The sequence below is a fragment of the Pseudarthrobacter cremeus genome, from assembly GCF_051857465.1.
GTDB lineage: Bacteria > Actinomycetota > Actinomycetes > Actinomycetales > Micrococcaceae > Arthrobacter.
In genome coordinates, this window is record NZ_JBPZHC010000009.1 from 149,216 (window position 1) to 171,501 (window position 22,286).

A 22,286-nucleotide genomic window follows, 5' to 3' on the forward strand; every position below is an offset into this window, starting at 1 on the left:
CAGTCCAGCTTCGCGGCAGTGCGGCGAGTCTTTTGGCCCTGTTGGCGTGATCCGGCCCGGAATTAACCTGAAACATGCGCGCGTCGAACCCGCAGATCGTCAGCCGCTGGATCCAGGCAGGGCTGTGGGCGCTGGCTCTGTCCTGGCTGGTCACAGCCTGGGCAACTCTGGAACCGCAGCCGGACCAGGCGAAGGACCCGGAAACCTGGGCGCGCTTTGTCAGTACCGACTCCTACCAGTTCAGCCACCTGTATGGCGGCACTGCAGGCACGATCCTGACCCTCCTTGGTGTCTTCGCCCTGGGCTGTTGCCTGGCCAACAGCCGTGCGGGCGGCCTCGCGCTGGCGGGAATGGTCACCACTGCTGCCGGAACGGCGCTGCTGCTCGTGCCGGCGGTCATCTCCACGTTCGCCAGCCCCGCCATTGGCAAGGCCTACCTGGCCGGAAACCGGGACGTGATGCAGCTGGAGTTTCCCGGCTCCATGAACGGGGCGTTCCTGCTCGGCCTCCTGCTGGCGTTAGTCGGCAACGTGCTCCTGGGGATCGCGGTCTGGCGTTCCCGCCTCCTGCCGCGCTGGGCGGGGGCACTCTGGGCTGCAGGCACCGTGCTGTTCTTCGTGCTGGGTGTCGTCCTGGGGCAGGCGACAACAGGTGCCAGCCTGCCAACCCAGTCTGCCGGGGCCGTGCTCATGGCTGTGGCAGGCGGATGGATTGCCTGGAGCGCATCAAGGCACCGTGCTGCAGCGCCGAACGTTACGACGACGGGTCCGGCCTGACTCGGCCTGGCTCTGCGCACAGGTGCTGCCTCGTACCGGCTGATTCCCACTATTCAGCCTTTTCCGGCTGATATCAGATAATCAGCTGTTTTCGATTGAATATTTCTTATCAGCCGCATACGGTTGTCCCATGTACGTTCTGACCATCGATCAGCGGGGCAGCACCGGCGATATCGATCGGGTCCCGGACCTGATTGCCGAGCTGGGCACGCTCACACACGCGCCCTTTGAGCGTTCCGTGGGTGATGAACTCCAGGGAGTCCTCGAAGACGCCGCAGAGGTGGTCGAGATCGCTTTGCACGCGCTCCGCAGCGGGCGCTGGTACGTCGGGATCGGGATCGGTACCGTGCAGCTGATGACCGGCGCAAGCCCGCGTGAAGGATCCGGAAGCGGCTTTGTGGCGGCTCGAAAGGCCGTGGAACTGGCAAAGGGCGCGGCAGGCCAGGTCCCATTGTCAGTGGTGTCCGGCAGTATGGGCCGTGGCCGGGAGGTTCCTCCCGCAGCCAAGGAAGGATCCATGGCAAGTGCAAATGCCCAGGCAGTGCTTCGCCTGATCGGACGCGTCGTGCAGCAGCGGACAGAGGCCCAATGGCGGGTGGTCGATCGGCTCCGGGAGCTCCAAACCGGTGAGGGAAGGCACGGCAGCCAGAAACAAGTGGCCCGCGACCTCGGGATAACTGAGCAATCGGTGAGCCGTGCAGTGCTCAGATCCGGTTGGCCGGAAGAATGGGCTGCCAGGCCTGCTGCAGCCATGCTGCTGGACTACGCTCGTTCCCAGATTGAAGGAGACCGGTGAACGCACTCTGGATCACCATTGCCCTGATTGTGGCCGGATTCGCGGGGTGGCCCGTGACGGCACTGGTGTTCCGGCTCGCCAGGACCATCGATGACAAGGCCGACGCCGCCGGGAAGACGGAACAGGACGCGTCAGTCCAGGACCCGTCCGCCGACGTCACAGTGGACACTCTTCCGGCGGGCCCGCCGGCCCAGGCGGGACAAACCGTCGACGGAGAGCTGACCACCGGGGCCAGCCACCCGACGTCGGACGTTACCCACCCGGTGCCACCGATTCCGGCCCAGCGGATCCTGCGGGGCGGCGCAATTATCGGCGTCCTCGAGCGCCTCGGAGTCTGCCTGGCCATCCTGGCCGGACAGCCGGTGGCCATTGCCTACATTGTGGCTGTCAAAGGCCTGGGCAGGTTCGCCGAACTGAAGGAAACCCCCGTGGCGGCGGAACGGTTCATCATCGGGACGCTCACTTCGATGCTGTGGGCTGCGGGGACGGCGGCGATCGCCAAGGTCTTCTTCCTGAGCTGAGCTGGGCTGAGCTGGGCTGAACTGGGCTGCGCTGAACTGAGCCGGGTCTGCGCTTCCGGGTCTGAGGGGCCGGCTGTGGAGCGGACCCTGCCCGCCGGATCGGCGACAGGCCACGCCGGGGGATAGGGTGTCCTTATGACTGTTTTTGCCGTTGAGTACGTGTACGCCGCAGATTCCTCCGCCACCCGCGATGAACACCGCCCTGCCCACCGCGGCTGGCTTGCCGGTCTCGCGGAGGACGGCCGGCTCCTGACCAGCGGACCCTACGGTGACGGCGCAGGCGCCCTGCTGATCTTCAAGGTCCAGGACGAAGCCGCACTGAACGACCTCCTGAAACAGGACCCCTTCGCCGTCGCGGGAACCATCGCCGGTATCCGCAGTACAGAATGGACTCCCGTGATCGGCATCCTGGCAGCGCACGCGTCCTGATTCCGACGGACCTCTCTCACCCCCGATAAAACCTACCCAAGGAGTCCACGTGACCTCGGTCAGCCTGGGAATGCCGTCAGCACCGCCACCCGTCCTCGCCCCCCGCCGCAAGACGCGCCAGATCAAGGTGGGCTCCGTGGGAGTCGGCTCGGACTCGCCCATCAGCGTGCAGTCCATGACCACCACGCCCACCACGGACATCAACGCCACACTGCAGCAGATTGCTGAACTCACCGCTTCGGGTTGCGACATCGTGCGCGTGGCCTGCCCGTCTGCCGATGATGCCGAGGCGCTGCCCATCATCGCCCGCAAATCCCAGATCCCCGTTATCGCGGATATCCATTTCCAGCCCAAGTACGTGTTCGCGGCCATCGAGGCCGGCTGCGCCGCCGTCCGCGTGAATCCGGGCAACATCCGCAAGTTCGATGACCAGGTCAAGGAGATCGCCCGCGCGGCGAAGGACCACGGCACCTCGATCCGGATCGGCATCAACGCAGGTTCGCTGGAACCCGGGATCCTCAAGAAGTACGGCAAGGCCACACCTGAGGCGCTGGTGGAGTCCGCCGTGTGGGAGGCTTCGCTGTTCGAGGAGCACGGCTTCAACGACTTCAAAATTTCGGTCAAGCACAATGACCCGGTCATCATGGTCGCCGCCTATGAGATGCTGGCCGAGCAGGGCGACTGGCCACTGCACCTGGGCGTGACCGAAGCCGGGCCGGCTTTCCAGGGCACCATCAAGTCGGCCACCGCCTTTGGGGCACTTCTCTCACGGGGCATCGGCGACACCATTCGTGTTTCGCTGTCCGCCCCGCCGGTGGAGGAAATCAAGGTGGGCAACCAGATCCTCCAGTCACTGAACCTGCGCCCGCGAAAGCTCGAAATCGTTTCCTGTCCTTCGTGCGGCCGCGCCCAGGTTGATGTCTACACCCTCGCCGAGCAGGTCACCGCCGGCCTGGAAGGAATGGAGATTCCGCTGCGCGTGGCTGTCATGGGCTGCGTGGTGAACGGACCCGGCGAAGCACGCGAAGCGGACCTCGGAGTGGCGTCCGGCAACGGCAAGGGCCAGATCTTTGTGAAGGGCGAAGTTATCAAGACTGTGCCTGAAAGTGAGATTGTTGAGACACTGATCGAAGAGGCCATGCGCATTGCTGAAGAGATGGGGGAGGCCGATGGCGAAGATGCTGTCAAGGGTAGCCCCGTGGTTAGCGTCTCATAAGCCGGGGACCGCAGAGGCGGGGATATCCGTCCATGCCCTTTCCGGCGCGGACACCCCTGCCCTCCGGCACCTTGCGCAGCAGGACCCGGTGGCCAATGTCTTCATCCTTGCCCACCTGCGGTCCGTAGGCACCGCAGCGCCTACCACCGGCGGTGCCGCCGTCCTGGGCGTGTTCGACGACGGCATCCTGGTGGGTGCCTGCTGGACCGGGGCCAACCTTGTGCCGGTCGAACTTGACCCCGCGTTCGCGGGGCTCGTGGCAGCCGCGGCAAGCAGCTCCGGGCGCCGCTTCGCATCGGCTTTCGGGCCCGCGGAGGCGGTTCTCGCGCTCCACTCCGAGCTTGCCGAACTGGGGCACACGGCCCACGAAGTGCGGGACGAACAGCCCCTCATGACCCTTGACCAGCCGCCGGCCGTAGCACCCAACGCTGACCTGGCGCTGGGCCGGCTGGCCGATTTTGACCGGATCCTGCCGGCCTGCGCGGCCATGTTCGAAGAGGAAGTGGGCTACTCGCCCTTCCTGGGCGGCAAGGAGTTCTACAGCCGCCGCGTTGAAGGCCTGATCCGGCAAGGCCACTCACTGGCCCACGTCAACAGCTCCGGCGAGGTGGTCTTCAAGGCCGAGCTGGGGGCGGTAACCGCGGACGTCACGCAGATCCAGGGCGTCTGGATGAACCCCGGCTACCGCGGGCAGGGGCTGAGCGCCGGCTATATGGCAGCCGTGGTGGAGCAGGCCAGGAAACTCGCTCCCGTGACCAGCCTGTACGTGAACGGTTTCAACCTCCGCGCCCGGTCGACGTATGAGCGCGTCGGTTTCCGCCAGGTGGGCACCTTCGCTACGGTTCTCTTTTAGCCGGCTTTTCTTCGGGCAGGTCTCCGGTCAGGTAACGCTGGACGTTCGGGGCAACAAGCCGGATCACGTCCTCAGGCGAGGCGGAGGCGAGGGGTTCAAGCCGCACCACATAGCGGACCAGCATCAGGCCCACCATCTGTGTGGCCACCAGGTTTCCGCGCAAAGCAACTTCCGCGGGCGGACCGGGCACCCCCGCCATGATCCGGCTGAGGATGGCCCGCGATACGAGTTCCCGCAGCAGCAGGGTCTTGGCTTTGGAACCGATGGTTCCCCGCAGAAAGGCCACCAGGCTGTGCTGGGCGGGGCTCTCCCACACGCGAAGCACTGCCCGCACAATCGCCTCGGCCCTGTCCTCCGGGGGGTGTTCGTCGACGCCCTCAAGGACTTTTTCCGGGTCGACCGGCAATGCCACGCTGAGCGCGAACAGCTCGTCCTTGCCGTCGAAGAAGTGGTGGACCATGGCAGGGTCCACACCGGCTTCCCGGGCAACCCCGCGGAGGCTGGTTCCTTCGAAACCCTGTTCGGCGAACAGCCTCCGGGCGGTCTCCAGGATCTCGGCGCGCGACTCCGTTGCCCCGCCCCGCCGGCCACGCCGCCCGGACCCGGCTGTGGCGCCGTCGTCGTCCGTCCTTCCGTTCACGCGGTCCGCCGACGCAGGGTCAATGATGCCAGCACCAGGACCGCCAGGACTATGGCCGCGATGACCCCGGCGTCCATCCACAGCCGGTCACTGGGATCGGCGTTGGCGGCGATCTCCTGCAGCGCATCCACCGAGTAGGTGAGCGGCAGGACATTCGCCACCGCTTCGAGGACGTCGTTCATCCGGTCGCGGGCGACAAAGAGGCCGCACAGCAGGATTTGCGGGACCACCACCACCGGCATGAACTGCACGGCCTGGAATTCCGTCCGGGCGAACGCCGAGCACAGCAGGCCCAGGGCGACGCCCAGCACCGCATTGATCACGGCGATCATCACCACCAGTCCAGGGCTTCCCTGGATGTCCAGGCCAAGGATCCAGTACGCCACCCCTGTGGCAACCAGCGACTGCAGGGCGGCCATGATGGAGAAGGCCAGGCCGTAGCCGAACAGCAGGTCGGCCTTATGAACCGGCGTGGTCAGCAGCCGCTCCAGGGTCCCGGACGTGCGTTCACGCAGCATGGTGATGGAAGTGACCAGGAACATGACCACAAAAGGAAAGATCGCCAGCATCATCAGGCCAACGCGGTCGAACGTCCTGGGGACTCCTGGCGGGAGTGTTTCGTTCTCGAAGAGGAAGTACACAGCGGTCAGCAGCAGCGCCGGCACTACCAGGATCAGCGCGACACTGCGGTGGTCGTGGCGGAGCTGGTCCAGGACCCGCCGGGCAGTGGCCAGCATCATCATCAGGTTCATGGCCGCACGGTCCTTTCAGCCGGGCTCCCGCGATGTTCGGGGGAGCGGCCGGACTGCTCGGCAGCATGCAGGATGATATGCAGGAATGCCTGCTCGAGATCGGCGCTCTGCCCGCGCTGGCTCAATTCAGCCGGCGTCAGCTGCGCAAGGAGCCTGCCCTCACGCAGGAGCAGGAGCGATTCGCAGTGGCTTGCTTCCTCCATCACGTGGCTGGAGACCAGGAGGGTTGTCCCCGCATCGGCCATCGACCGGAACCTGCCCCACAGGTCCGCCCGGAGGACAGGATCAAGGCCGACGGTCGGCTCATCGAGGACCAGCAGTGCCGGATGCGCCACGAGGGCGCACGCCAGGGAGACCCTGCTGAGCTCCCCGCCGGAAAGATCGCCGGTTTTTTGCCGGGTTTGGGGTTCAAGTCCGACGGCGGCGATCGCCTCTGCCGCCGCATCCCGGCCCTTGCGGTGCATGGCGCCGAAGTAGCGGACGTTCGCTTCAACGGTCAGGTCCGGATAAACACTCGGAGACTGGCTTACATAGCCCACCTGGTGCCGAAGATCAGGGTGGCCTGCTGGAAGGCCGAGAACCTCGATCGAGCCGGACGTCAGGGCCTGGACACCCATGATTGCCCGCATGAGGGTGGTTTTTCCGCTGCCGGACGGTCCCAGGAGTCCGGTGATCCGGCCCGCCGGGATGGCGAAGTCAAGACCACGCAGAATGGGAGTCTTGTCCCGGACGATGTGAAGGGCAGTGGCGGTGACACCCGCCCCGCTCCGGGGGGCCGGCGATGATGCTGCGTGGGACATTGATGCCTCCGTGCCCTGACAATCCTTTTAATTCACCACCTGATGAATTAAAACTAGGCCTGCCCGGAACCATCGTCAATAACTTCGAATTGAAAAAATACTTGTCATCGTGTCGGCTATCACATAAGTTCGATCTAGCTGCGCTGGAGTGGGTGGGCGGTCTCACCAGTCCTCACCAGTAAACCAACGGCGTAAACGGCAAGAAAAGCCACGCCCGGCCGCAATGACCAGCCCGAATGGGGGCCAGGGGCTTTGCAGCCCGGGCGTGGCTTTTCGCTGTATTCGGCCACGGGAATCGCCGGCGGGCCCGCACGCTCCCGCGGGCATCGGCGTTGCTTGCCGGTAGATTAGTACCCAGACGAATTGCCCGGCTCTGCTTTCCAGCAGCCATTCCCCAGAAACGGATACCCGCCCGTGGTCACAAGAATGTCCCAGCTTTTCCTGCGCACCCTGCGCGAAGATCCCGTCGATGCCGAGGTGGCGAGTCACCGGCTGCTGGTGCGGGCCGGCTACATCCGGCGCGCAGCGCCCGGCATCTATACCTGGCTGCCGCTGGGGCTCAGTGTGCTCCGCAAGGTCGAAGCCGTCATCCGCGAGGAAATGGCAGCCATCGGCGCCCAGGAAGTCCACTTCCCGGCGTTGCTGCCGCGCGAGCCCTATGAGGCCACCAACCGGTGGACCGAATATGGCGAGGGCCTGTTCCGGCTCCAGGACCGCAAGGGTGCGGACTACCTGCTCGCCCCGACGCACGAGGAAATGTTCACGCTCCTGGTCAAGGACCTGTACTCCTCCTACAAGGACCTGCCCCTAAGCCTCTACCAGATCCAGAACAAGTACCGCGACGAGGCACGTCCCCGGGCGGGACTGCTGCGCGGCCGCGAATTCATCATGAAGGATTCGTACTCCTTCGACGTGGACGACGCCGGCCTGGACGCCAGCTACGCAGCGCACCGAGCCGCCTATATCCGCATCTTTGAGCGCCTGGGCCTGGAGGTCATTCCCGTTGCCGCCACGGCCGGCGCCATGGGCGGCTCCAAGAGCGAGGAATTCCTGCACCCCACCGAGGTCGGCGAGGACACCTTCGTGCGGTCCGCGGGCGGCTACGCAGCCAACGTCGAGGCCGTCACCACCGTGGTCCCGGCAGACACCGACTTCACCGATGCCCCGGCCGCAGAGGTCCTGGACACCCCGGACACACCCACCATCGAGACTCTGGTGGCAGCCGCCAATGAGATTTCTCCCCGGACAGAGGCCGACGGCGGCGCCTGGACCGGTGCCGACACCCTCAAGAACGTGGTCCTCGCCGTCACCCTGCCCACTGGTGAACGCCAGTTGGTTGTCATCGGCCTGCCCGGTGACCGCGGGGTGGACCTGAAGCGGGTGGAGGCCAACATCGGGCGTTACCTGCCGATCGCCGGCGAGATCGGGCTGGAAGCCGCCAACGACGATGACCTCAAGAAGCAGCCCCTGATCGTCAAGGGCTACCTTGGCCCGGGCCTGTCACTGGCTGAACCGCTCCTGGGCACTGAAAGCGCCACCAAGCTGCTGTACCTGGTCGATCCCCGTGTTGTCAGCGGCACGGCCTGGGTGACCGGCGCCAACGAGGCCGGAAAGCACGTGTTCGGCCTCGTGGCCGGCCGCGACTTCGGCTGGGACGGCACCATCGAATGCACCGACGTCCGCGAAGGCGATCCCGCCCCGGACGGCTCCGGACCACTGGAGATCGCGCGCGGCATCGAGATGGGCCACATCTTCCAGCTCGGCCGAAAGTACGCGGCGGCCCTGGAGCTGAAGGTCCTGGACCAGAACGGCAAACAGGTGGTGGTCACCATGGGCTCCTACGGCGTGGGCGTCACCCGGGCCGTGGCCGCCCTCGCAGAGTCCAACCACGACGACAGGGGCCTCGTCTGGCCCCGCGCCGTCGCCCCCGCCGATGTCCACGTCGTGGCAGTTGGCCGCGGCGAGGAGATCTTCGCGGCTGCGGAGAAGCTGGCGCTGGAACTCGAGGCCGCCGGTCTGGACGTCATCTATGACGACCGCCCCAAGGTTTCCCCCGGCGTGAAGTTCGGCGACGCCGAACTCGTCGGCGTCCCCACTATCCTGGCCGTCGGCCGCGGCCTGGTGGACGGCGTGGTGGAGATCAAGGACCGCCGCAGCGGCGAAGCGGAAAACGTGGCCGTGGACAAGGCTGTCGACTACGTGGTCACCGCCGTCCGCGGCTAAGACGCGGCGGTGATTTCGGGGTTCGAGTCGATCCAGACCGCCACGATCATCCTGATTGTGGTGGCTGGATTCGCCGCCGGCTGGGTTGACGCTGTGGTGGGCGGCGGCGGGCTGATCCAGCTTCCCGCCCTGCTGCTGGTGCCCGGCATCACGCCGGTCCAGGCGCTGGCCACCAACAAGATGGGGTCCATTTTCGGCACCACCACCAGCGCGGTGACGTACTACGGACGAGTGAAACCTGATCTCAGGACGGCCATACCCATGGCCGTCATCGCCCTGGCCGGCAGCTTCGGCGGCGCAGTCCTGGCTGCGACTTTGCCGGCCAGTGTCTTCAAACCAATCATCGTTCTCGCGCTGGTCGCCGTCGCACTTTTTACCGCCCTCAAACCTGACGTCGGTGACATCACCGTGCTGCGGCACGACGGCCACACCCACTACGTCGTGGCGTGCCTGATCGGGGCGGTGATCGGTTTTTATGACGGCCTCATCGGCCCGGGAACCGGCTCGTTCCTCATCATCGCGCTCGTCTCGGCAATGGGCTACGCATTCCTGGAAGCCAGTGCCAAGGCCAAAATCGTGAACATGGCCACCAACGCCGGGGCCCTGCTGTTCTTCCTGCCCCACGGATCCCTGCTGTGGGGCGTGGGCCTCATGCTTGGCCTTGCCAACATGGCCGGCGGCTACCTGGGGGCGCGGACCGCCGTCAAGCAGGGAAGCCGCTTCGTCCGTGTCGTTTTCCTGCTGGTGGTGGGTGCACTGATCATCAAGCTTGGCTTGGACGTCTGGGCCGAAAACTTCGCCTGACCGGGCCGTCCGGAAACCCTCGCAGGCCCGGCCCGCCGGGCGTACCATGCTGGTATGTCCGCAGGCGGGGAACCCTATTCGGAAGCACTGTCAGTAGCGGCCGCGCGGGCCAGGGAGTGGCTGGAGAGCCTGCCGGACAGGCGGGTCGGACCCCTGAAAAACGCCCACGACCTCGCAGCGGACTTCGGCGGGCCCCTTCCCGGGCAGGGCATGCCGGCCTCGGCCGTGGTGGAGTATCTTGCGGACAAGGCCGGGCCGGGCCTTATGGCCATGCCGGCCGGACGGTTCTTCGGTTGGGTGATCGGCGGGACGTTGCCGGCAGCTCTGGCTGCGGACTGGCTGGTCAGCGCCTGGGACCAGAACTCCGGCCTGCGCTACGCCACCCCCGCCATAGCCGCCATCGAAGACGGCGCCGCGTCCTGGCTGCTGGACCTTTTGGGGCTCCCGGCAGAATCCGATGTCGGCTTCACCACCGGGGCCACCATGGCCAACTTCACCGGGCTCGCTGCCGCACGCTGGCGGCTGCTGACCGACGCAGGGTGGGACCTGGACCGGGACGGGCTCGCGGGCGCTCCACGGATCAGGTGTTTGGTGGGGCAGGAACGGCACGACACCATTGACCTCGGGCTGCGCTACCTCGGCCTGGGCCGGCCTGCCCCCGTCCCGGCAGACACCCAGGGCCGGCTGCTCCCGGCAGAACTGGACCGGATGCTTTCGGCTTCCTCCGGTCCGGCACTGGTGTGTCTCCAGGCAGGCAACCTCCATTCCGGAGCCTTCGACCCGTTTGAGGACGCCATCCGGATCGCCCGGCGCCATGGTGCGTGGGTGCACGTGGACGGCGCCTTCGGCCTCTGGGCGGCCGCCGTCCCCGAATTCGCGCACCTCACCCAGGGCATGGAGTTGGCCGATTCGTGGGGGACTGATGCGCACAAGACCCTGAATGTCCCGTATGACTGCGGCATCGCCGTAGTCAAGGATTCGAACGCCCTGCGCAGCGCCATGGGCGTGCACACCAGCTACTTGATCCAGGATCCGGAAGGTCCCGGGGACCCGCATGAAAAGGTTCCGGAACTGTCCCGCCGGGGCCGTGGCGTGCCGGTGTGGGCGGCCCTCCGCTCCCTCGGCCGCGAAGGGGTGGCAGCGCAGGTCCGGGCGCTTACCGACGCCGCTGCACGGATCGGCAAGCGGCTGGCGGAAGTGGATGGCATCGAGGTGCTCAACGACGTGGACTACACCCAGGTTTCCCTCGCCTTCGCCGACGACGCCATCACCCGTGCCGTGACGGCCCGGGTGATCGCGGACGGCAAAGTCTGGATGTCCGGCTCGCACTGGCAGGGCCGGGACGTCCTGCGCGTCTCTGTGAGCAATTGGAGCACTGACGCGGACGACGTCGACACCGCCGTTGAAGCGGTCAGCTCAGCTTTGTCAGCGGTGAAGTCTGCGGGCAGCTGACCGTACGGCCAGGGCCTGAGCCCGCCGGGCGGCACGCGTTCCTCAGCCGGCGGAATGCCCCGGTTCCGGCAGGTCATGGGCGGCGGGCAGCCCGTCAAGGGTCCGCCCGGCCAGGGTGCTGGCAACCCACAACGACCGGGCGAGGTCGCCCTGCCGGCCTGGATGCGAGGCGTACTGCAGGGCGTTTTCCACTTCGCGGGCGACGGCCCACTGGCGCGCGGCTTCCGGGTCAACGCCGGCAGCGGAGCTGAAGTCCCGGCAGCGCTGCCTTAACCCTGCGGCCGGATCCGCGCGGGGCAGGTCGCCCAGACGGTTCCACAGAAGCGGTGCGACGGCGAACGCGGCTTCGCCGACCATGGGTTGAGGGTCGATGGCAGCAAAGCCTCCCTGCGGCCTGGCCAGGATATTCAGGAAATGAAGATCCGTGTGGACCAGGACGTCGTGTCCCGAGCGGCGTCCCACGGCGCCGCGGGTCTGGCAGACTTCCAAAGCCGCTTCGAGCAGCCAGCGCGGGAAGGGGCGGCCCTGCTGTTCCCATTCGGCGGGCAGGTCATCGCTCCACTGTTCCGCCTGTGCGGCGATGTGGTTGAACTCCCGCCATTGGGGTCGGGTGTCCGGTGGCAGGCTCAACAGCGGCATGAGGTTGCCCCAGACCTCCAATGCCTCGTGCAGCGGCACACTCTGCAGGGAGCAGTTCCCGTTCAGCCGCTCCAGGAGCATGGCGCAGGTACCCGCGTCGGACTCCAGCAGGCGGACGGCGCCGTGTCCTCCCCACAGCGCAAGAGCGTGGCGTTCAACCCTGGCCTCGTCGTGGGGGAATGCGATCTTCAGGGCGGCAGGTGTGCCGTCCTTCCTGAGGACCGGGACCACCACGGCGCCATGCCCGTGCCAGGGCAATCCGCCGGGTCCAAGGTCAACGGCCAGCTCCCAATGCTCCAGCCGCCCCTGGACCAGGTCAGGCAGCGAGGCAAGCCAGGCACGGCCTGCGCTGCTGCCGCCGTAGCGCAGGCTGAGGGCCGGCGGGATGGGAACCTCTGTCCGCAGCATCACATCACGCCGCTTGCCCCGAGCAGGTTGCCGATCGAGAACGTCGCAACGAGGGCCGCAGCGCCTCCCACCACCACCCGCACGGCCGCCCGCAGCTTCGAGCCTCCGCCGATCCAGGCGCCCAGCGCACCAGTGGCGGCGAGTGCCACCAGGACGGCGACGAACGTCAGGGGCACCCGGATGTCCGCCGGCGGAAGGAGGATGGCCAGCATTGGCAGGACGGCGCCGATCAAGAATGCGACAGCCGACGCAAAGGCGGCGTGCCACGGACTCACGATGTCTGTCTCGTCGATGTTCAGTTCTGCCGAGAGGTGGGCGCCCAGGGCATCGTGGGCCGTGAGCTCCCGGGCAACCGTCTGCGCAGTGGCCACGCTGAGGCCTTTGGACTGATAGATCGCCGCGAGTTCCGCGAGCTCCTCGTCAGGCTGTTCGAGAAGTTCACGGCGTTCTTTCTCGATCAGGGCCTTCTGGCTGTCCTTCTGGCTGCTGACGGAGACGTATTCGCCCAAAGCCATGGAGATCGCGCCGCCCACTACGCCGGCGGCACCGGCCACCAGAATCGGGCCTGCCTCGTTGGTCACACCGGCGACACCCACCACGATGGCGGCGACCGAGACGATTCCGTCGTTGGCACCCAGGACGCCGGCGCGAAGCCAGTTGAGGCGGTGGGCGATGTCATTGTGGTGCGGCTCGTCCTCGTGAAGAGCCGGTGCAGATGCGTTGTCCATGCCTACAGCAAAGCATTAGCGCCCGCGGCGTGCCAGTGTGCCAAGGCTCAGCTGACTTCCAACCGGGTGCTCTGGTTTTGCGCCCTAGCCGCGGGCGGTGGTGGACGGTTCCGGCACGCCGGCCGCGGACGGCTTCGGGGCCCGGACCGTCTCCGGCAGTTCCGGCAGTTCCGGTTCGGCCAGGACCAGGCCGGGCACGGCGCCCGGGGAGCTGCCCCAGTGCAAGGTCCTGCGGGCGGCAGACTGGAGCGCCGCTATGGCCCAGACCCTGCCGGATCCTTCGCTCAGGGCTACCAGGTCGCCGTACACCGGGAGGCTCCCTGCCTCGAGGGCCCCGAGTGCGGTGGCGGGTGCGGCAAGGAAGGCCTGGCTCAAGGGATAGCCGGCAGGTTGGGGAGGCACGCCGGTGCAGCCGGCCGCGGCGAGTGCCTCGGCGTCGCCGTGGAGGTCCTGGTGCTGTGCCAGGAAGCCCGACGCCGGAACCGCCGAACCGGCGTCAAGCCGGGTCAGCGCGGCCTGGTAGGCGTAGACGAGTTCCAGCTCCGCTGCCACGGCCGACGCCAGGGCCGAACCCAGACTGCTGCCGTCCCCGGGTGGCCCGGCCGGGCAGCTTGCGGCGGCCGAAACGGTGGACCTGTCACTTGCCTGTGCTGTGGGGGAGTGGGCGCCGGCGTCCGGAAGATCCGCAACCGGAGTGGCGGCCAGGGCTATCCCGGCAGCCTTGGCGATGTCCTCTGCTGCCAGCAGCTGGGCCGTGCCGGCGCCGGCCAGGAGGCGGGCCATACCGCCGTCGGCCGTTTCTGCGTCCTTCAGGCGCCGGGCCGCACTTGCCTGAAGTGCCCCGGCGAGCTCCGCCGCTGATGGCGGGGCCGCCGAAGGAGGCGGAGGCGACGGGACAGAGGACGCTGGCGGCCCGGAAGCTGTCGAATCTCCCGGCAGCATCAAGGCCCGGGCGTGGACAGTCAGCAAAGTCACAGCGCGGCCCACGGCGGCGGCCTGTGCGCCTGACGGTACGTCTCCGGCGGCGCGTTCAAGTACGAGGCCGGCGGACCTGAGTGACAGGGCATCCGAGTACGCGGACGCCCTCGCCTGCTCGGAAAACGGCGGTGTGTGGGGAACTTCAGGCCCGCGGGGGATCACGACAAATCCCAGGCTGAGGACAAGAAGGGCTGCCAGCGAAAAAACGGCATACCGGAAATAGCGCCTGGGGCGGCCGTTTTCCTGCGTGTCGTCATTCACAACAGACCATGTTGTCACGCCTGATGCCAATCTCCGTGCACCACTGCGGCCGGATAATCGCTAGGCTAGTAGTCACAACATCATCTATCGGAGGCGGCCGGAATCGTGAGTAATGCAGAAGCCACGACTTCATCAGAACCTACCGGGGCGGGCAAACCCGAGGCTGCGCCCGCTTACAATCCGGAAGCTGCCCGGCTGCGGGCCCTGCTGGAACCCGCAGTCCAGGCCAACCGCCTCTATCTTGAGGATGTCTCCATCAACGCCGGCTCACACCGGGTGGTCCACGTCGTCGTGGACCTGCCGCAGGAGGAAACGGGCGGGGTGAACCTTGACGTCATCTCCGACATCTCCAGGGTCCTCTCCGATGTCCTGGACAACGATCCTGCCGATGACGGCCGCCCGTATGATCTTGAAGTCTCCTCCCCGGGGGTGGGGCGTCCCCTGACCGAACCGAGGCACTGGCACCGGGCCCGCGGCCGCATGGTCAAGGTCAACGTCATCCAGGGCGAGAACGTCACCGGCCGGGTCCAGTCAGTGGACGACTCCGGCGTGACGCTCGTCCCGGAGATCGAGGTCAAAAAGGGCATGAAGGCCAAACAGGGCGAACCGGTAAAACTTCCTTTCGACAGGATCCGCAACGGAAAAGTCGAGATCGAATTCAGCCACCTCGAAGAGGCCGGTCTGGAAACTGAACACAATGGACCTTCTGAGGAGGCCTGATGGATATTGACATGAGCGCGCTGAGACTTCTGGAGCGTGAACGGGAAATTCCGCTGGACCTCCTGATCCCCACCATCGAGCAGGCGCTCCTGGTGGCCTATCACAAGTCGCCCGGGGCTTTCGAGAAGGCCCGCGCAGAGCTGGACCGCAAGAGCGGCCACGTCACCATCTGGGCCGTGGAGATCGACGACGACGGCGCCCCGATCGGCGAGTTCGAGGACACCCCGGCCGGTTTCGGCCGCATCGCGGCAAGCACCGCCCGGCAGATCATCCTCCAGCGCCTGCGCGACGTGGAGGACGACGCCGTCCTGGGCGAGTTCAAGGGACGCGAGGGCGAACTCGTGTCCGGGACCATCCAGCAGGGCAACAACCCGCACATGATCCAGGTCAACCTGGGTTCGGTGGAGGCCCTGCTGCCGCCGCCCGAGCAGGTACCGGGGGAGAAGTACACCCACGGCAACCGGCTCCGTGCCCTGGTGATCGATGTCCACCGCGGCACCAAAGGCCCGTCGGTCACCCTTTCCCGGTCGCACCCGGGCCTGGTCCGGAAGCTCTTCGAACTGGAGGTGCCGGAGATTGCCGACCGCTCCGTGGAGATTGTTGCCCTGGCCCGCGAGGCCGGCCACCGCACCAAGATCGCCGTCAAAGCCAACACCCAGGGCATCAACGCCAAGGGAGCCTGCATCGGCGAAATGGGTTCGCGCGTCCGGGCCGTCATGACTGAACTGAACGACGAGAAAATCGACATCGTCGACTACAGCGAAGATCCTGCCGCGTTCATTGCCAGCGCCCTCTCGCCTTCGCGTGTGAACTCCGTCACGATCACCGATGAGGCCACCAGGTCTGCGCGTGTTGTGGTTCCCGACTACCAGCTCTCGCTGGCAATCGGCAAGGAAGGCCAGAACGCCCGCCTGGCAGCGAAACTGACCGGATGGCGGATCGATATCGTCTCCGACGCTGCCGCGCCGCGGGATCACTGACCTGCATCCGCCGCGCCTCCCCGGGCGCTGGTACCTGCCGCGGCTTCCGCACCGGAAGCCGCGGTTTCAGGCAGAACGGCCCGGAGGGTCTAGAATAGAACGTGACCGCGCCTAACGGCCGGTATTCGTGTGCCCTGAGAATTCCTGATCCGCTGACTTGCGGTGAGGGGATTCCGGGCCGGCAGTTATGAACGTCAGGATGATGCTCCCCGTGGCAGAAGTGCTTCACAGCGAGAATCAACCGCAGCGTACCTGCATCGGATGCCGAAAGAAGGGTGCGCGGTCGGAGTTACTCCGGCTCGTCGCCGAAAGCACTGGTTCCACCACAGTGCTGGTTGACGAACGACGCCGGATGGCTGGCAGGGGAGCATGGCTGCACCCCAGCGAAGCGTGCCTTGCCCTGGCGGTGAAGCGGCGTGCATTCGGACGTGCCCTCAACGGCGCAACCGGAACCGCCGACGTCGAACGCCGGATCCTGGCAGGCAAGCAAGCCGGCCCGTTGCGGAAACCTCCGGTAGCTGCAGCAAAAACCGTCCAACCTGAAAGCGGGTCAGAAAACTGATGGAAACCCGATGAGTTCCCAGCGATGAGTGCGCAACGATGACAACTTTGTTGCGCTCTGCAATGGGCCCGACAGCTGCAAACGCGGCTGGGGCCCGCAGTAAGAAGTAGACGGTTCGTGCCTGGCTCGGTGCGGACCGAGACAGGAGAAATGTGGCCAAGGTCCGCGTACATGAGCTCGCTAAAGAGCTCGGTATTACTTCCAAAGATGCAGTGACAAAACTGCAGGAACTGGGCGAATTCGTTCGCTCCGCCTCGTCAACAATTGAGGCCCCGGTGGTGCGGAAACTCCGCAACGCCTACCCCGACGCCGCGGCAAACGCCGCAGCTCCGGCAGCTGCGCCCAAGGCGCCGGCCCCGGCTGCAGCAACTGCACCCGCAGCACCGGCCCCGTCGGCTGACTCACGTCCGGCAGCTCCCACGGCGCCTGCAGCACCTGCTGCCGCAGCGCCTGCTGCTGCCGCTCCGGCGGCCCCGGCTGCAGCTGCAGCTCCGGCCGCCCCCGCTGCCAGTGCTCCGGCATCCCCGTTCAACGGTGCAAAGCCTGGTGCCCGTCCGGCCCCCAAGGCTGAGACTCCGGCCGCACCCACCCGCCAGGGATCACCGCAGGGTGGATCCCAGGGCGGTTCGGCACCCCGCCCCGGCGGTCCCCGCCCGGGCAACAACCCTTTCGCCACCTCCCAGGGCATGCCCCGCGGCCGTGGCGGCGACGGGGAACGCGCTCCGCGTCCGGGTAACAACCCGTTCGCACCTTCACAGGGCATGCCCCGGTCCGGTGGAAGCCGGCCCGACGGTGACCGTCCAGGTGGTCCCCGTCCCGCAGCCGGTGCAGGCGGCCCCCGTCCGGGTGGTCCCCGTCCCGCAGCCGGTGCAGGCGGCCCCCGTCCGGGTGGTCCGCGTCCCGCAGCCGGTGCAGGCGGCCCCCGCCCGGCAGGTGCCGGTGGAAACCGTCCTACCCCGGGCATGATGCCCAACCGCACTGAGCGTCCCGCACCGGCCGGTGCAGGACGTCCCGGTGGCGGCGCACGCGGTCCCGGACGTCCGGGCGGCGCGCCAGGTACAGGCGGCGCTCCCGGTGCCGGTGGCGGCGCTCCGGCCGGCGGCGGTTTCGGCAAGGGTGGCCGCGGTCGCGGTGGCACCCAGGGTGCCTTCGGTAAGGGCGGTGCAGGACGCGGCAAGCAGCGCAAGTCCAAGCGCGCCAAGCGCCAGGAACTCGAGCAGATGAGTGCTCCGTCGCTGGGTGGCGTGAGCGTACCCCGCGGCGACGGCAACACCGTAGTCCGGCTTCGCCGTGGCTCGTCCATCACGGACTTTGCCGACAAAATCGAGGCAAACCCCGCAGCACTGGTGACCGTGCTCTTCCACCTCGGCGAAATGGCTACTGCCACGCAGTCGCTGGATGAAGAGACCTTCGCCCTGCTGGGTGAGGAACTTGGCTACAAGCTCCAGGTTGTGTCCCCGGAAGATGAGGAGCGCGAGCTGCTCTCCGGCTTCGACATCGACTTCGAAGCCGAGCTGGAAGCCGAAGGCGACGAAGACCTCGAGGCACGTCCTCCGGTCGTCACCGTCATGGGTCACGTTGACCACGGTAAGACCCGGCTGCTCGATGCCATCCGCAAGTCCGACGTTATGGCGGGCGAGCACGGCGGCATCACGCAGCACATCGGTGCTTACCAGGTCACGCACCAGCACGAAGGCACTGACCGCAAGATCACGTTCATCGATACTCCGGGCCACGAGGCGTTCACCGCCATGCGTGCCCGTGGTGCGAAGGTCACCGACATCGCCATCCTGGTGGTCGCAGCGGACGACGGCGTTATGCCGCAGACCGTTGAAGCCCTCAACCACGCCCAGGCGGCCAACGTGCCGATCGTCGTGGCCGTGAACAAGATTGATAAGGAAGGCGCCAACCCGGAGAAGGTCCGCGGCCAGCTGACCGAATACGGACTGGTTCCGGAAGAATACGGTGGCGACACCATGTTCGTGGAGGTCTCTGCCCGCCAGAACCTCAACATCGACGAGCTGCTCGAGGCCGTCCTGCTCACCGCAGACGCCGCCCTGGACATGCGCGCCAACCCGAACAAGGACGCCCGCGGTATCGCGATCGAAGCCAACCTGGACAAGGGCCGCGGTTCCGTGGCCACCGTCCTGGTCCAGTCCGGTACGTTGCATGTCGGCGACACCATCGTGGCAGGCACGGCCCACGGCCGCGTCCGTGCGATGTTCGACGACGACGGCAGCGCCCTGACCGAGGCCGGCCCGTCCCGCCCCGTTCAGGTGCTGGGTCTGTCCAACGTGCCGCGCGCCGGCGACACCTTCTTTGTGACCGCTGACGAGCGCACCGCCCGCCAGATCGCCGAGAAGCGTGAAGCAGCCGACCGCAACGCAGCCCTCGCCAAGCGCCGCAAGCGCATCAGCCTCGAAGACTTCGACCAGGCTGTGGCCGACGGCAAGATCGACACCCTCAACCTCATCCTCAAGGGTGACGTGTCCGGTGCCGTGGAAGCCCTCGAAGACGCACTGCTCAAGATCGACGTCGGCGAAGGCGTGCAGCTGCGCGTCATCCACCGCGGCGTGGGTGCCATCACGCAGAACGACGTCAACCTGGCAACAGTGGACAGCGCCGTTATCATCGGCTTCAACGTCAAGCCCGCCGAGCGGGTTGCCGAACTGGCAGACCGCGAAGGCGTGGACATGCGCTTCTACTCCGTCATCTACGCAGCAATCGATGACATCGAAGCAGCCCTCAAAGGCATGCTCAAGCCGGAGTACGAAGAGGTCCAGCTGGGCACCGCCGAGGTCCGCGAAGTCTTCCGCTCTTCCAAGTTCGGAAACATCGCCGGGTCCATCGTTCGCTCGGGCATCATCCGACGCAACACGAAAGCCCGCATCAGCCGCGACGGCAAGATCATCGGTGAGAACCTCACCGTTGAGACGCTCAAGCGCTTCAAGGACGACGCCACTGAGGTCCGCACGGACTTCGAGTGTGGTATTGGTCTTGGTTCGTTCAACGACATCACCGAAGGCGACATCATTGAGACCTTCGAGATGCGCGAAAAGCCGCGCGTCTAAGTTGTCTTTCGCTTGACGGGTCGGGGGCGTCGGATTTTCCGGCGGCCCCGCCCCTGCGCTGGACGGCACTGGATCTGCGATCCTGTGCCGCCCAGCTCCGGTAGCGGAACTGGCCTTCCCAACCCTCGCAAGCTCGGGTCGGGGCCCTCGGCCAGCTCCTTGGATGCCACTCCCAGGCCGCCGGAAAAATCCAACGCGGGTCAGTCGTAGACTCGCCTTAGGTGCGTGGCATCAAAACCCAACAGTTGTGCGGGCCCGTTCCGGCGCCGTCGTACATCCAAATTTTTTAGGAGTGGAAATGGCTGATCCCGCACGGGCTGCCAAGTTGGCGCAGCGGATTAAGGTTGTTGTTGCGGAGGCTCTGGGCCGGAAGGTTAAGGATCCCCGGCTGGAGGGCATTACTGTTACCGATGCCCGCGTGACCAATGATCTGCAGCATGCCACGATCTACTACACCGTTTTCGGTGACCAGGCTGTCCAGGCTGATGCTGCCAAGGGGCTGGACAAGGCCAAGGGTGTGCTCCGTCAGGAAGTGGGGCGCAACATCACCGTCCGCCTGACGCCCACGCTGGAATTTGTGGCTGACCAGATCCCGGTCAACGCCTCGAACCTCGAGGAACTCCTCCGGGCTGCCAAGAAGCGCGATGCCGAGGTGGCGGCCCTGGCTGCCAGCGCCAAGCACGCCGGCGACGCCGATCCTTACAAGAGCGACATCCCCGAGGACGTCGAAATTGACGAGGATGACTTCGACGAAGAGGACCTCGACCTCACCGACAACGAAGAGCTCGACGAAGACGGCTCCAAGTAGAAGCCCGGTTCTTAGCAGAAGGCCCGGACCGCGCAGGTGGTCCGGGCCTTCTGCTTCCCGAAAATCCGGTCTTGCTGCTAGCTGATGCCGGCCTCGATGACCTCACCCAGGGCCGGCGGCGGCGGTGGGGCCGTGAAATCAGGCAGGGCGTTGACCGTGGCGTAAAGGGTCCGGCCCTTGATCTCAACCGCACCCGGTGTTGTCACCGCCAGGAACTGTGACTGCTCACGGCTCCGGGCGTCGATCCTGACGATCTCGTTGCCGAACATCGAAGCGGCGTACACGTCCCCGTTGCCTGCGACCGCAATGCCGGTGGGGCTGAGGATGTCCTCTGCCCAGACGTGAGTCGCCCCGGTCCAGGGATTGATCCGGAAGATGGCACCGCGGGCGCCCAGGGACGGATCCTCAGGACCGCCCGGCAGCGATGAGACGTACAGCCAGCCGTCAGGGCCGATCTCCACGTCTGTTGGCACCGCCTCGAAGGCATAGTCGTAGCCCTTAACGCACTCCGGGAAGCCAACAGCTGCGGCGGCATCGGCAGTCACCTCTGCCGGACGCGGGGGCAGCACGGCGACCGTGGAGATTTCTCCGGTGGTGGCGTTGACCTTCAGGATGGCATTCATCCCGGCGTCGGCCACGTACACGGTGTTGCCCTGCACGGCCGTGGCATAGGGATGGGAATCGACTATCCCGGTGTATTGGGCAGGCGGGAACGGCACGTTGATTTTGGCCAGGCACTCGTCCGGGACATCGGAGCCGAAGCCGTAGTGCTGGGATCCGTCCGGGTTGTTGTTCACTTCGTAGGCGGCGAGGTCAGCGATCTCTTTGACCTCTCCCCGGCCGTTGATCGACTTCAAGAAGCCGGCCAGCTCCCTTGGGTCAGGCCCGGCGCCCACGCTTTCAACGAAAAACGTGGTGGTGCCGCGCGTTTCAACACCGCCAACATCCCAGTCCGCCCTCGTGTAAACGTTGACGGGCTCTTTGTCGTCCTCGACGCGGTCCAGCGTTCCGGCAAAGTTCTGTGTGACGAGGATGCTCTTGCCTGGTCCCACAGCGAGGCTCAGCGGTGACAACAAGTGCTCCGCCACGGTGTCGGGACCGGATTCTTTGGATTCAGCGGCGGCCGGACTCGCCGGGACAAGGATCGCGGCGGCCGCCAGGCACGCGATAACTCTGGACTTCCTGTTCATTGCATACTCCGGAGTTGAAGTGAACCCCGCGGACGGGGCCGGGCAATGAGACCAAGATCAGCACTGGACTGAATGAACCCCTGGCGCTAGGTTAGTCCCGCTGCCGCAACAAAGTCGATGTCATCTCCCCCTAATCCGCCCCCCTTCCTGCCAGCGTGGCTAGGATCGAGCTATGGCCTTGGGGAATGATCACAACGACGCCGAACCGCACCTCGAACGGCAGTACCTCGAACGCACCGTGAACCTGGCGGTCCGGAACGTCGCTGACGGCGGGGGACCGTTCGCCGCCCTCGTGGTGACAGCCGACGGACGCATCCACGAAGGCATCAACCGGGTAACCCGGGACAACGATCCCACCGCGCACGCTGAAGTAGTGGCCATCCGTACGGCGGCCGCTGCGAGCGCCAACTTCGACCTCAGCGGCGCCGTACTCTACGCCAGTTGCGAGCCGTGCCCCTTATGCCTGGCCGCAGCGCTCTGGGCGCGCATTGACCGCGTGTATTTCGCCGCCGACCGCCACGGCGCTGCCGCAGCCGGGTTCGACGACGCGCTCTTCTACGAATACTTCGACGGAACCAGGCCGGAACTTTTGCCGGTGGAACACGAGCCGATTCCGACGTCGGAGCTTCCGTTTGACGCCTGGCGGAACAATACCGAACGAACCGAATACTGAACCGGA

General features: G+C 66.3%; 22 protein-coding genes. 15 read left to right on the forward strand and 7 right to left on the reverse strand.

Annotated features, from left to right (window positions below; all coding sequences use genetic code 11):
• Positions 1 to 74 precede the first annotated feature (74 nt).
• The 6 genes from ACS5PJ_RS16775 to ACS5PJ_RS16800 all read left to right on the forward strand — a co-directional run bounded on the left by ACS5PJ_RS16775 (position 75) and on the right by ACS5PJ_RS16800 (position 4,591).
• On the forward strand, positions 75 to 776 hold the full coding sequence (locus ACS5PJ_RS16775; RefSeq protein ID WP_439436001.1) for a hypothetical protein: 702 nt from the start codon (positions 75 to 77) through the stop codon (positions 774 to 776).
• A gap of 130 nt (positions 777 to 906) precedes the next feature.
• Positions 907 to 1,572: a MarR family transcriptional regulator gene (locus ACS5PJ_RS16780; RefSeq protein WP_439436002.1), complete on the forward strand. Its 666-nt coding sequence runs from the start codon at positions 907 to 909 to the stop codon at positions 1,570 to 1,572.
• The gene (locus tag ACS5PJ_RS16785; RefSeq protein ID WP_439436003.1) at positions 1,569 to 2,093 is read left to right on the forward strand and encodes a hypothetical protein; all 525 of its coding nucleotides are present in this window, start codon (positions 1,569 to 1,571) and stop codon (positions 2,091 to 2,093) included. Before ACS5PJ_RS16780 ends, ACS5PJ_RS16785 begins: the two co-directional genes overlap by 4 nt.
• A 135-nt stretch (positions 2,094 to 2,228) precedes the next feature.
• On the forward strand, positions 2,229 to 2,522 hold the full coding sequence (locus tag ACS5PJ_RS16790; protein ID WP_439436004.1) for a YciI family protein: 294 nt from the start codon (positions 2,229 to 2,231) through the stop codon (positions 2,520 to 2,522).
• Between the two features lie 49 nt (positions 2,523 to 2,571).
• Positions 2,572 to 3,738: a flavodoxin-dependent (E)-4-hydroxy-3-methylbut-2-enyl-diphosphate synthase gene (gene ispG, locus ACS5PJ_RS16795; RefSeq protein ID WP_108600185.1), complete on the forward strand. Its 1,167-nt coding sequence runs from the start codon at positions 2,572 to 2,574 to the stop codon at positions 3,736 to 3,738.
• Positions 3,701 to 4,591, forward strand: a complete 891-nt coding sequence (locus tag ACS5PJ_RS16800; protein WP_439436057.1) for a GNAT family N-acetyltransferase — start codon at positions 3,701 to 3,703, stop codon at positions 4,589 to 4,591. Before ispG ends, ACS5PJ_RS16800 begins: the two co-directional genes overlap by 38 nt.
• Here the strand turns inward: ACS5PJ_RS16800 and ACS5PJ_RS16805 are convergent.
• Genes ACS5PJ_RS16805 through ACS5PJ_RS16815 form a run of 3 tightly spaced genes read right to left on the reverse strand, consistent with a single transcriptional unit; the run spans position 4,575 to position 6,783 of the window.
• The gene (locus ACS5PJ_RS16805) at positions 4,575 to 5,231 is read right to left on the reverse strand and encodes a TetR/AcrR family transcriptional regulator (protein ID WP_439436005.1); all 657 of its coding nucleotides are present in this window, start codon (positions 5,229 to 5,231) and stop codon (positions 4,575 to 4,577) included. The two genes, ACS5PJ_RS16800 and ACS5PJ_RS16805, sit on opposite strands and share 17 nt — an antisense overlap.
• A complete protein-coding gene (locus ACS5PJ_RS16810; RefSeq protein WP_439436058.1) occupies positions 5,228 to 5,971 on the reverse strand; it encodes an ABC transporter permease in 744 nt (247 codons plus the stop codon). Before ACS5PJ_RS16810 ends, ACS5PJ_RS16805 begins: the two co-directional genes overlap by 4 nt.
• Before the next feature lie 8 nt (positions 5,972 to 5,979).
• Positions 5,980 to 6,783 (reverse strand): ABC transporter ATP-binding protein, encoded by an 804-nt coding sequence (locus ACS5PJ_RS16815; protein ID WP_439436006.1) that lies wholly within the window; start codon positions 6,781 to 6,783, stop codon positions 5,980 to 5,982.
• Between the two features lie 414 nt (positions 6,784 to 7,197).
• Between ACS5PJ_RS16815 and ACS5PJ_RS16820 the strand changes: the two genes are divergently transcribed.
• From ACS5PJ_RS16820 to ACS5PJ_RS16830, 3 genes are read left to right on the forward strand one after another with little or no spacing between them, the layout of a single operon-like run.
• Positions 7,198 to 9,006: a proline--tRNA ligase gene (locus tag ACS5PJ_RS16820; protein WP_439436007.1), complete on the forward strand. Its 1,809-nt coding sequence runs from the start codon at positions 7,198 to 7,200 to the stop codon at positions 9,004 to 9,006.
• A gap of 9 nt (positions 9,007 to 9,015) precedes the next feature.
• The gene (locus ACS5PJ_RS16825) at positions 9,016 to 9,810 is read left to right on the forward strand and encodes a sulfite exporter TauE/SafE family protein (protein ID WP_439436008.1); all 795 of its coding nucleotides are present in this window, start codon (positions 9,016 to 9,018) and stop codon (positions 9,808 to 9,810) included.
• A 54-nt stretch (positions 9,811 to 9,864) separates the two neighbouring features.
• On the forward strand, positions 9,865 to 11,262 hold the full coding sequence (locus tag ACS5PJ_RS16830) for a pyridoxal phosphate-dependent decarboxylase family protein (protein WP_439436009.1): 1,398 nt from the start codon (positions 9,865 to 9,867) through the stop codon (positions 11,260 to 11,262).
• A gap of 42 nt (positions 11,263 to 11,304) precedes the next feature.
• On the opposite strand, the gene ACS5PJ_RS16835 is transcribed toward ACS5PJ_RS16830, so the two are convergent.
• The 3 genes from ACS5PJ_RS16835 to ACS5PJ_RS16845 all read right to left on the reverse strand — a co-directional run bounded on the left by ACS5PJ_RS16835 (position 11,305) and on the right by ACS5PJ_RS16845 (position 14,276).
• Positions 11,305 to 12,309, reverse strand: a complete 1,005-nt coding sequence (locus ACS5PJ_RS16835) for an aminoglycoside phosphotransferase family protein (RefSeq protein WP_439436010.1) — start codon at positions 12,307 to 12,309, stop codon at positions 11,305 to 11,307.
• Entirely contained in the window at positions 12,309 to 13,037 is a 729-nt protein-coding gene (locus tag ACS5PJ_RS16840; protein WP_439436011.1) for a VIT1/CCC1 transporter family protein, read from the reverse strand. Before ACS5PJ_RS16840 ends, ACS5PJ_RS16835 begins: the two co-directional genes overlap by 1 nt.
• A gap of 84 nt (positions 13,038 to 13,121) precedes the next feature.
• Positions 13,122 to 14,276: a DUF4439 domain-containing protein gene (locus ACS5PJ_RS16845; RefSeq protein WP_439436012.1), complete on the reverse strand. Its 1,155-nt coding sequence runs from the start codon at positions 14,274 to 14,276 to the stop codon at positions 13,122 to 13,124.
• 105 nt (positions 14,277 to 14,381) lie between these two features.
• Between ACS5PJ_RS16845 and rimP the strand changes: the two genes are divergently transcribed.
• From rimP to rbfA, 5 genes are all read left to right on the forward strand, one after another.
• Entirely contained in the window at positions 14,382 to 14,996 is a 615-nt protein-coding gene (rimP, locus tag ACS5PJ_RS16850; RefSeq protein ID WP_439436013.1) for a ribosome maturation factor RimP, read from the forward strand.
• Positions 14,996 to 15,976, forward strand: a complete 981-nt coding sequence (nusA, locus tag ACS5PJ_RS16855) for a transcription termination factor NusA (RefSeq protein ID WP_439436014.1) — start codon at positions 14,996 to 14,998, stop codon at positions 15,974 to 15,976. Before rimP ends, nusA begins: the two co-directional genes overlap by 1 nt.
• 202 nt (positions 15,977 to 16,178) lie before the next feature.
• Complete coding sequence (locus ACS5PJ_RS16860; protein ID WP_439436059.1) at positions 16,179 to 16,538, forward strand: YlxR family protein; 360 nt, start codon at positions 16,179 to 16,181, stop codon at positions 16,536 to 16,538.
• Positions 16,539 to 16,690: 152 nt separating this feature from the next.
• The gene (infB, locus tag ACS5PJ_RS16865) at positions 16,691 to 19,609 is read left to right on the forward strand and encodes a translation initiation factor IF-2 (RefSeq protein ID WP_439436015.1); all 2,919 of its coding nucleotides are present in this window, start codon (positions 16,691 to 16,693) and stop codon (positions 19,607 to 19,609) included.
• A gap of 298 nt (positions 19,610 to 19,907) precedes the next feature.
• Positions 19,908 to 20,417, forward strand: a complete 510-nt coding sequence (gene rbfA, locus ACS5PJ_RS16870) for a 30S ribosome-binding factor RbfA (protein ID WP_439436016.1) — start codon at positions 19,908 to 19,910, stop codon at positions 20,415 to 20,417.
• Positions 20,418 to 20,494: 77 nt separating this feature from the next.
• Here rbfA and ACS5PJ_RS16875 read toward each other — a convergent pair whose 3' ends face one another.
• Positions 20,495 to 21,607, reverse strand: a complete 1,113-nt coding sequence (locus tag ACS5PJ_RS16875; protein ID WP_439436017.1) for a ScyD/ScyE family protein — start codon at positions 21,605 to 21,607, stop codon at positions 20,495 to 20,497.
• Between the two features lie 172 nt (positions 21,608 to 21,779).
• Here ACS5PJ_RS16875 and ACS5PJ_RS16880 point away from each other — a divergent pair, with 172 nt between their 5' ends.
• The gene (locus ACS5PJ_RS16880) at positions 21,780 to 22,280 is read left to right on the forward strand and encodes a nucleoside deaminase (protein ID WP_439436018.1); all 501 of its coding nucleotides are present in this window, start codon (positions 21,780 to 21,782) and stop codon (positions 22,278 to 22,280) included.
• Positions 22,281 to 22,286: the final 6 nt, after the last annotated feature.

Excerpts from the sequence above, each read along its gene's own strand:
- ACS5PJ_RS16875 (WP_439436017.1), bottom strand. The coding sequence starts at position 21,607 with ATGAACAGGAAGTCCAGAGTTATCGCGTGCCTGGCGGCCGCCGCGATC.
- ACS5PJ_RS16830 (WP_439436009.1), top strand. The coding sequence starts at position 9,865 with ATGTCCGCAGGCGGGGAACCCTATTCGGAAGCACTGTCAGTAGCGGCC.
- ACS5PJ_RS16880 (WP_439436018.1), top strand. The coding sequence starts at position 21,780 with ATGGCCTTGGGGAATGATCACAACGACGCCGAACCGCACCTCGAACGG.
- ACS5PJ_RS16790 (WP_439436004.1), top strand. The coding sequence starts at position 2,229 with ATGACTGTTTTTGCCGTTGAGTACGTGTACGCCGCAGATTCCTCCGCC.
- ACS5PJ_RS16860 (WP_439436059.1), top strand. The coding sequence starts at position 16,179 with ATGCTCCCCGTGGCAGAAGTGCTTCACAGCGAGAATCAACCGCAGCGT.
- rbfA (WP_439436016.1), top strand. The coding sequence starts at position 19,908 with ATGGCTGATCCCGCACGGGCTGCCAAGTTGGCGCAGCGGATTAAGGTT.
- ACS5PJ_RS16780 (WP_439436002.1), top strand. The coding sequence starts at position 907 with ATGTACGTTCTGACCATCGATCAGCGGGGCAGCACCGGCGATATCGAT.
- nusA (WP_439436014.1), top strand. The coding sequence starts at position 14,996 with ATGGATATTGACATGAGCGCGCTGAGACTTCTGGAGCGTGAACGGGAA.
- ACS5PJ_RS16840 (WP_439436011.1), bottom strand. The coding sequence starts at position 13,037 with ATGGACAACGCATCTGCACCGGCTCTTCACGAGGACGAGCCGCACCAC.
- ACS5PJ_RS16835 (WP_439436010.1), bottom strand. The coding sequence starts at position 12,309 with ATGCTGCGGACAGAGGTTCCCATCCCGCCGGCCCTCAGCCTGCGCTAC.
- ACS5PJ_RS16775 (WP_439436001.1), top strand. The coding sequence starts at position 75 with ATGCGCGCGTCGAACCCGCAGATCGTCAGCCGCTGGATCCAGGCAGGG.
- ACS5PJ_RS16815 (WP_439436006.1), bottom strand. The coding sequence starts at position 6,783 with ATGTCCCACGCAGCATCATCGCCGGCCCCCCGGAGCGGGGCGGGTGTC.
- ACS5PJ_RS16810 (WP_439436058.1), bottom strand. The coding sequence starts at position 5,971 with ATGATGCTGGCCACTGCCCGGCGGGTCCTGGACCAGCTCCGCCACGAC.
- ACS5PJ_RS16800 (WP_439436057.1), top strand. The coding sequence starts at position 3,701 with ATGCTGTCAAGGGTAGCCCCGTGGTTAGCGTCTCATAAGCCGGGGACC.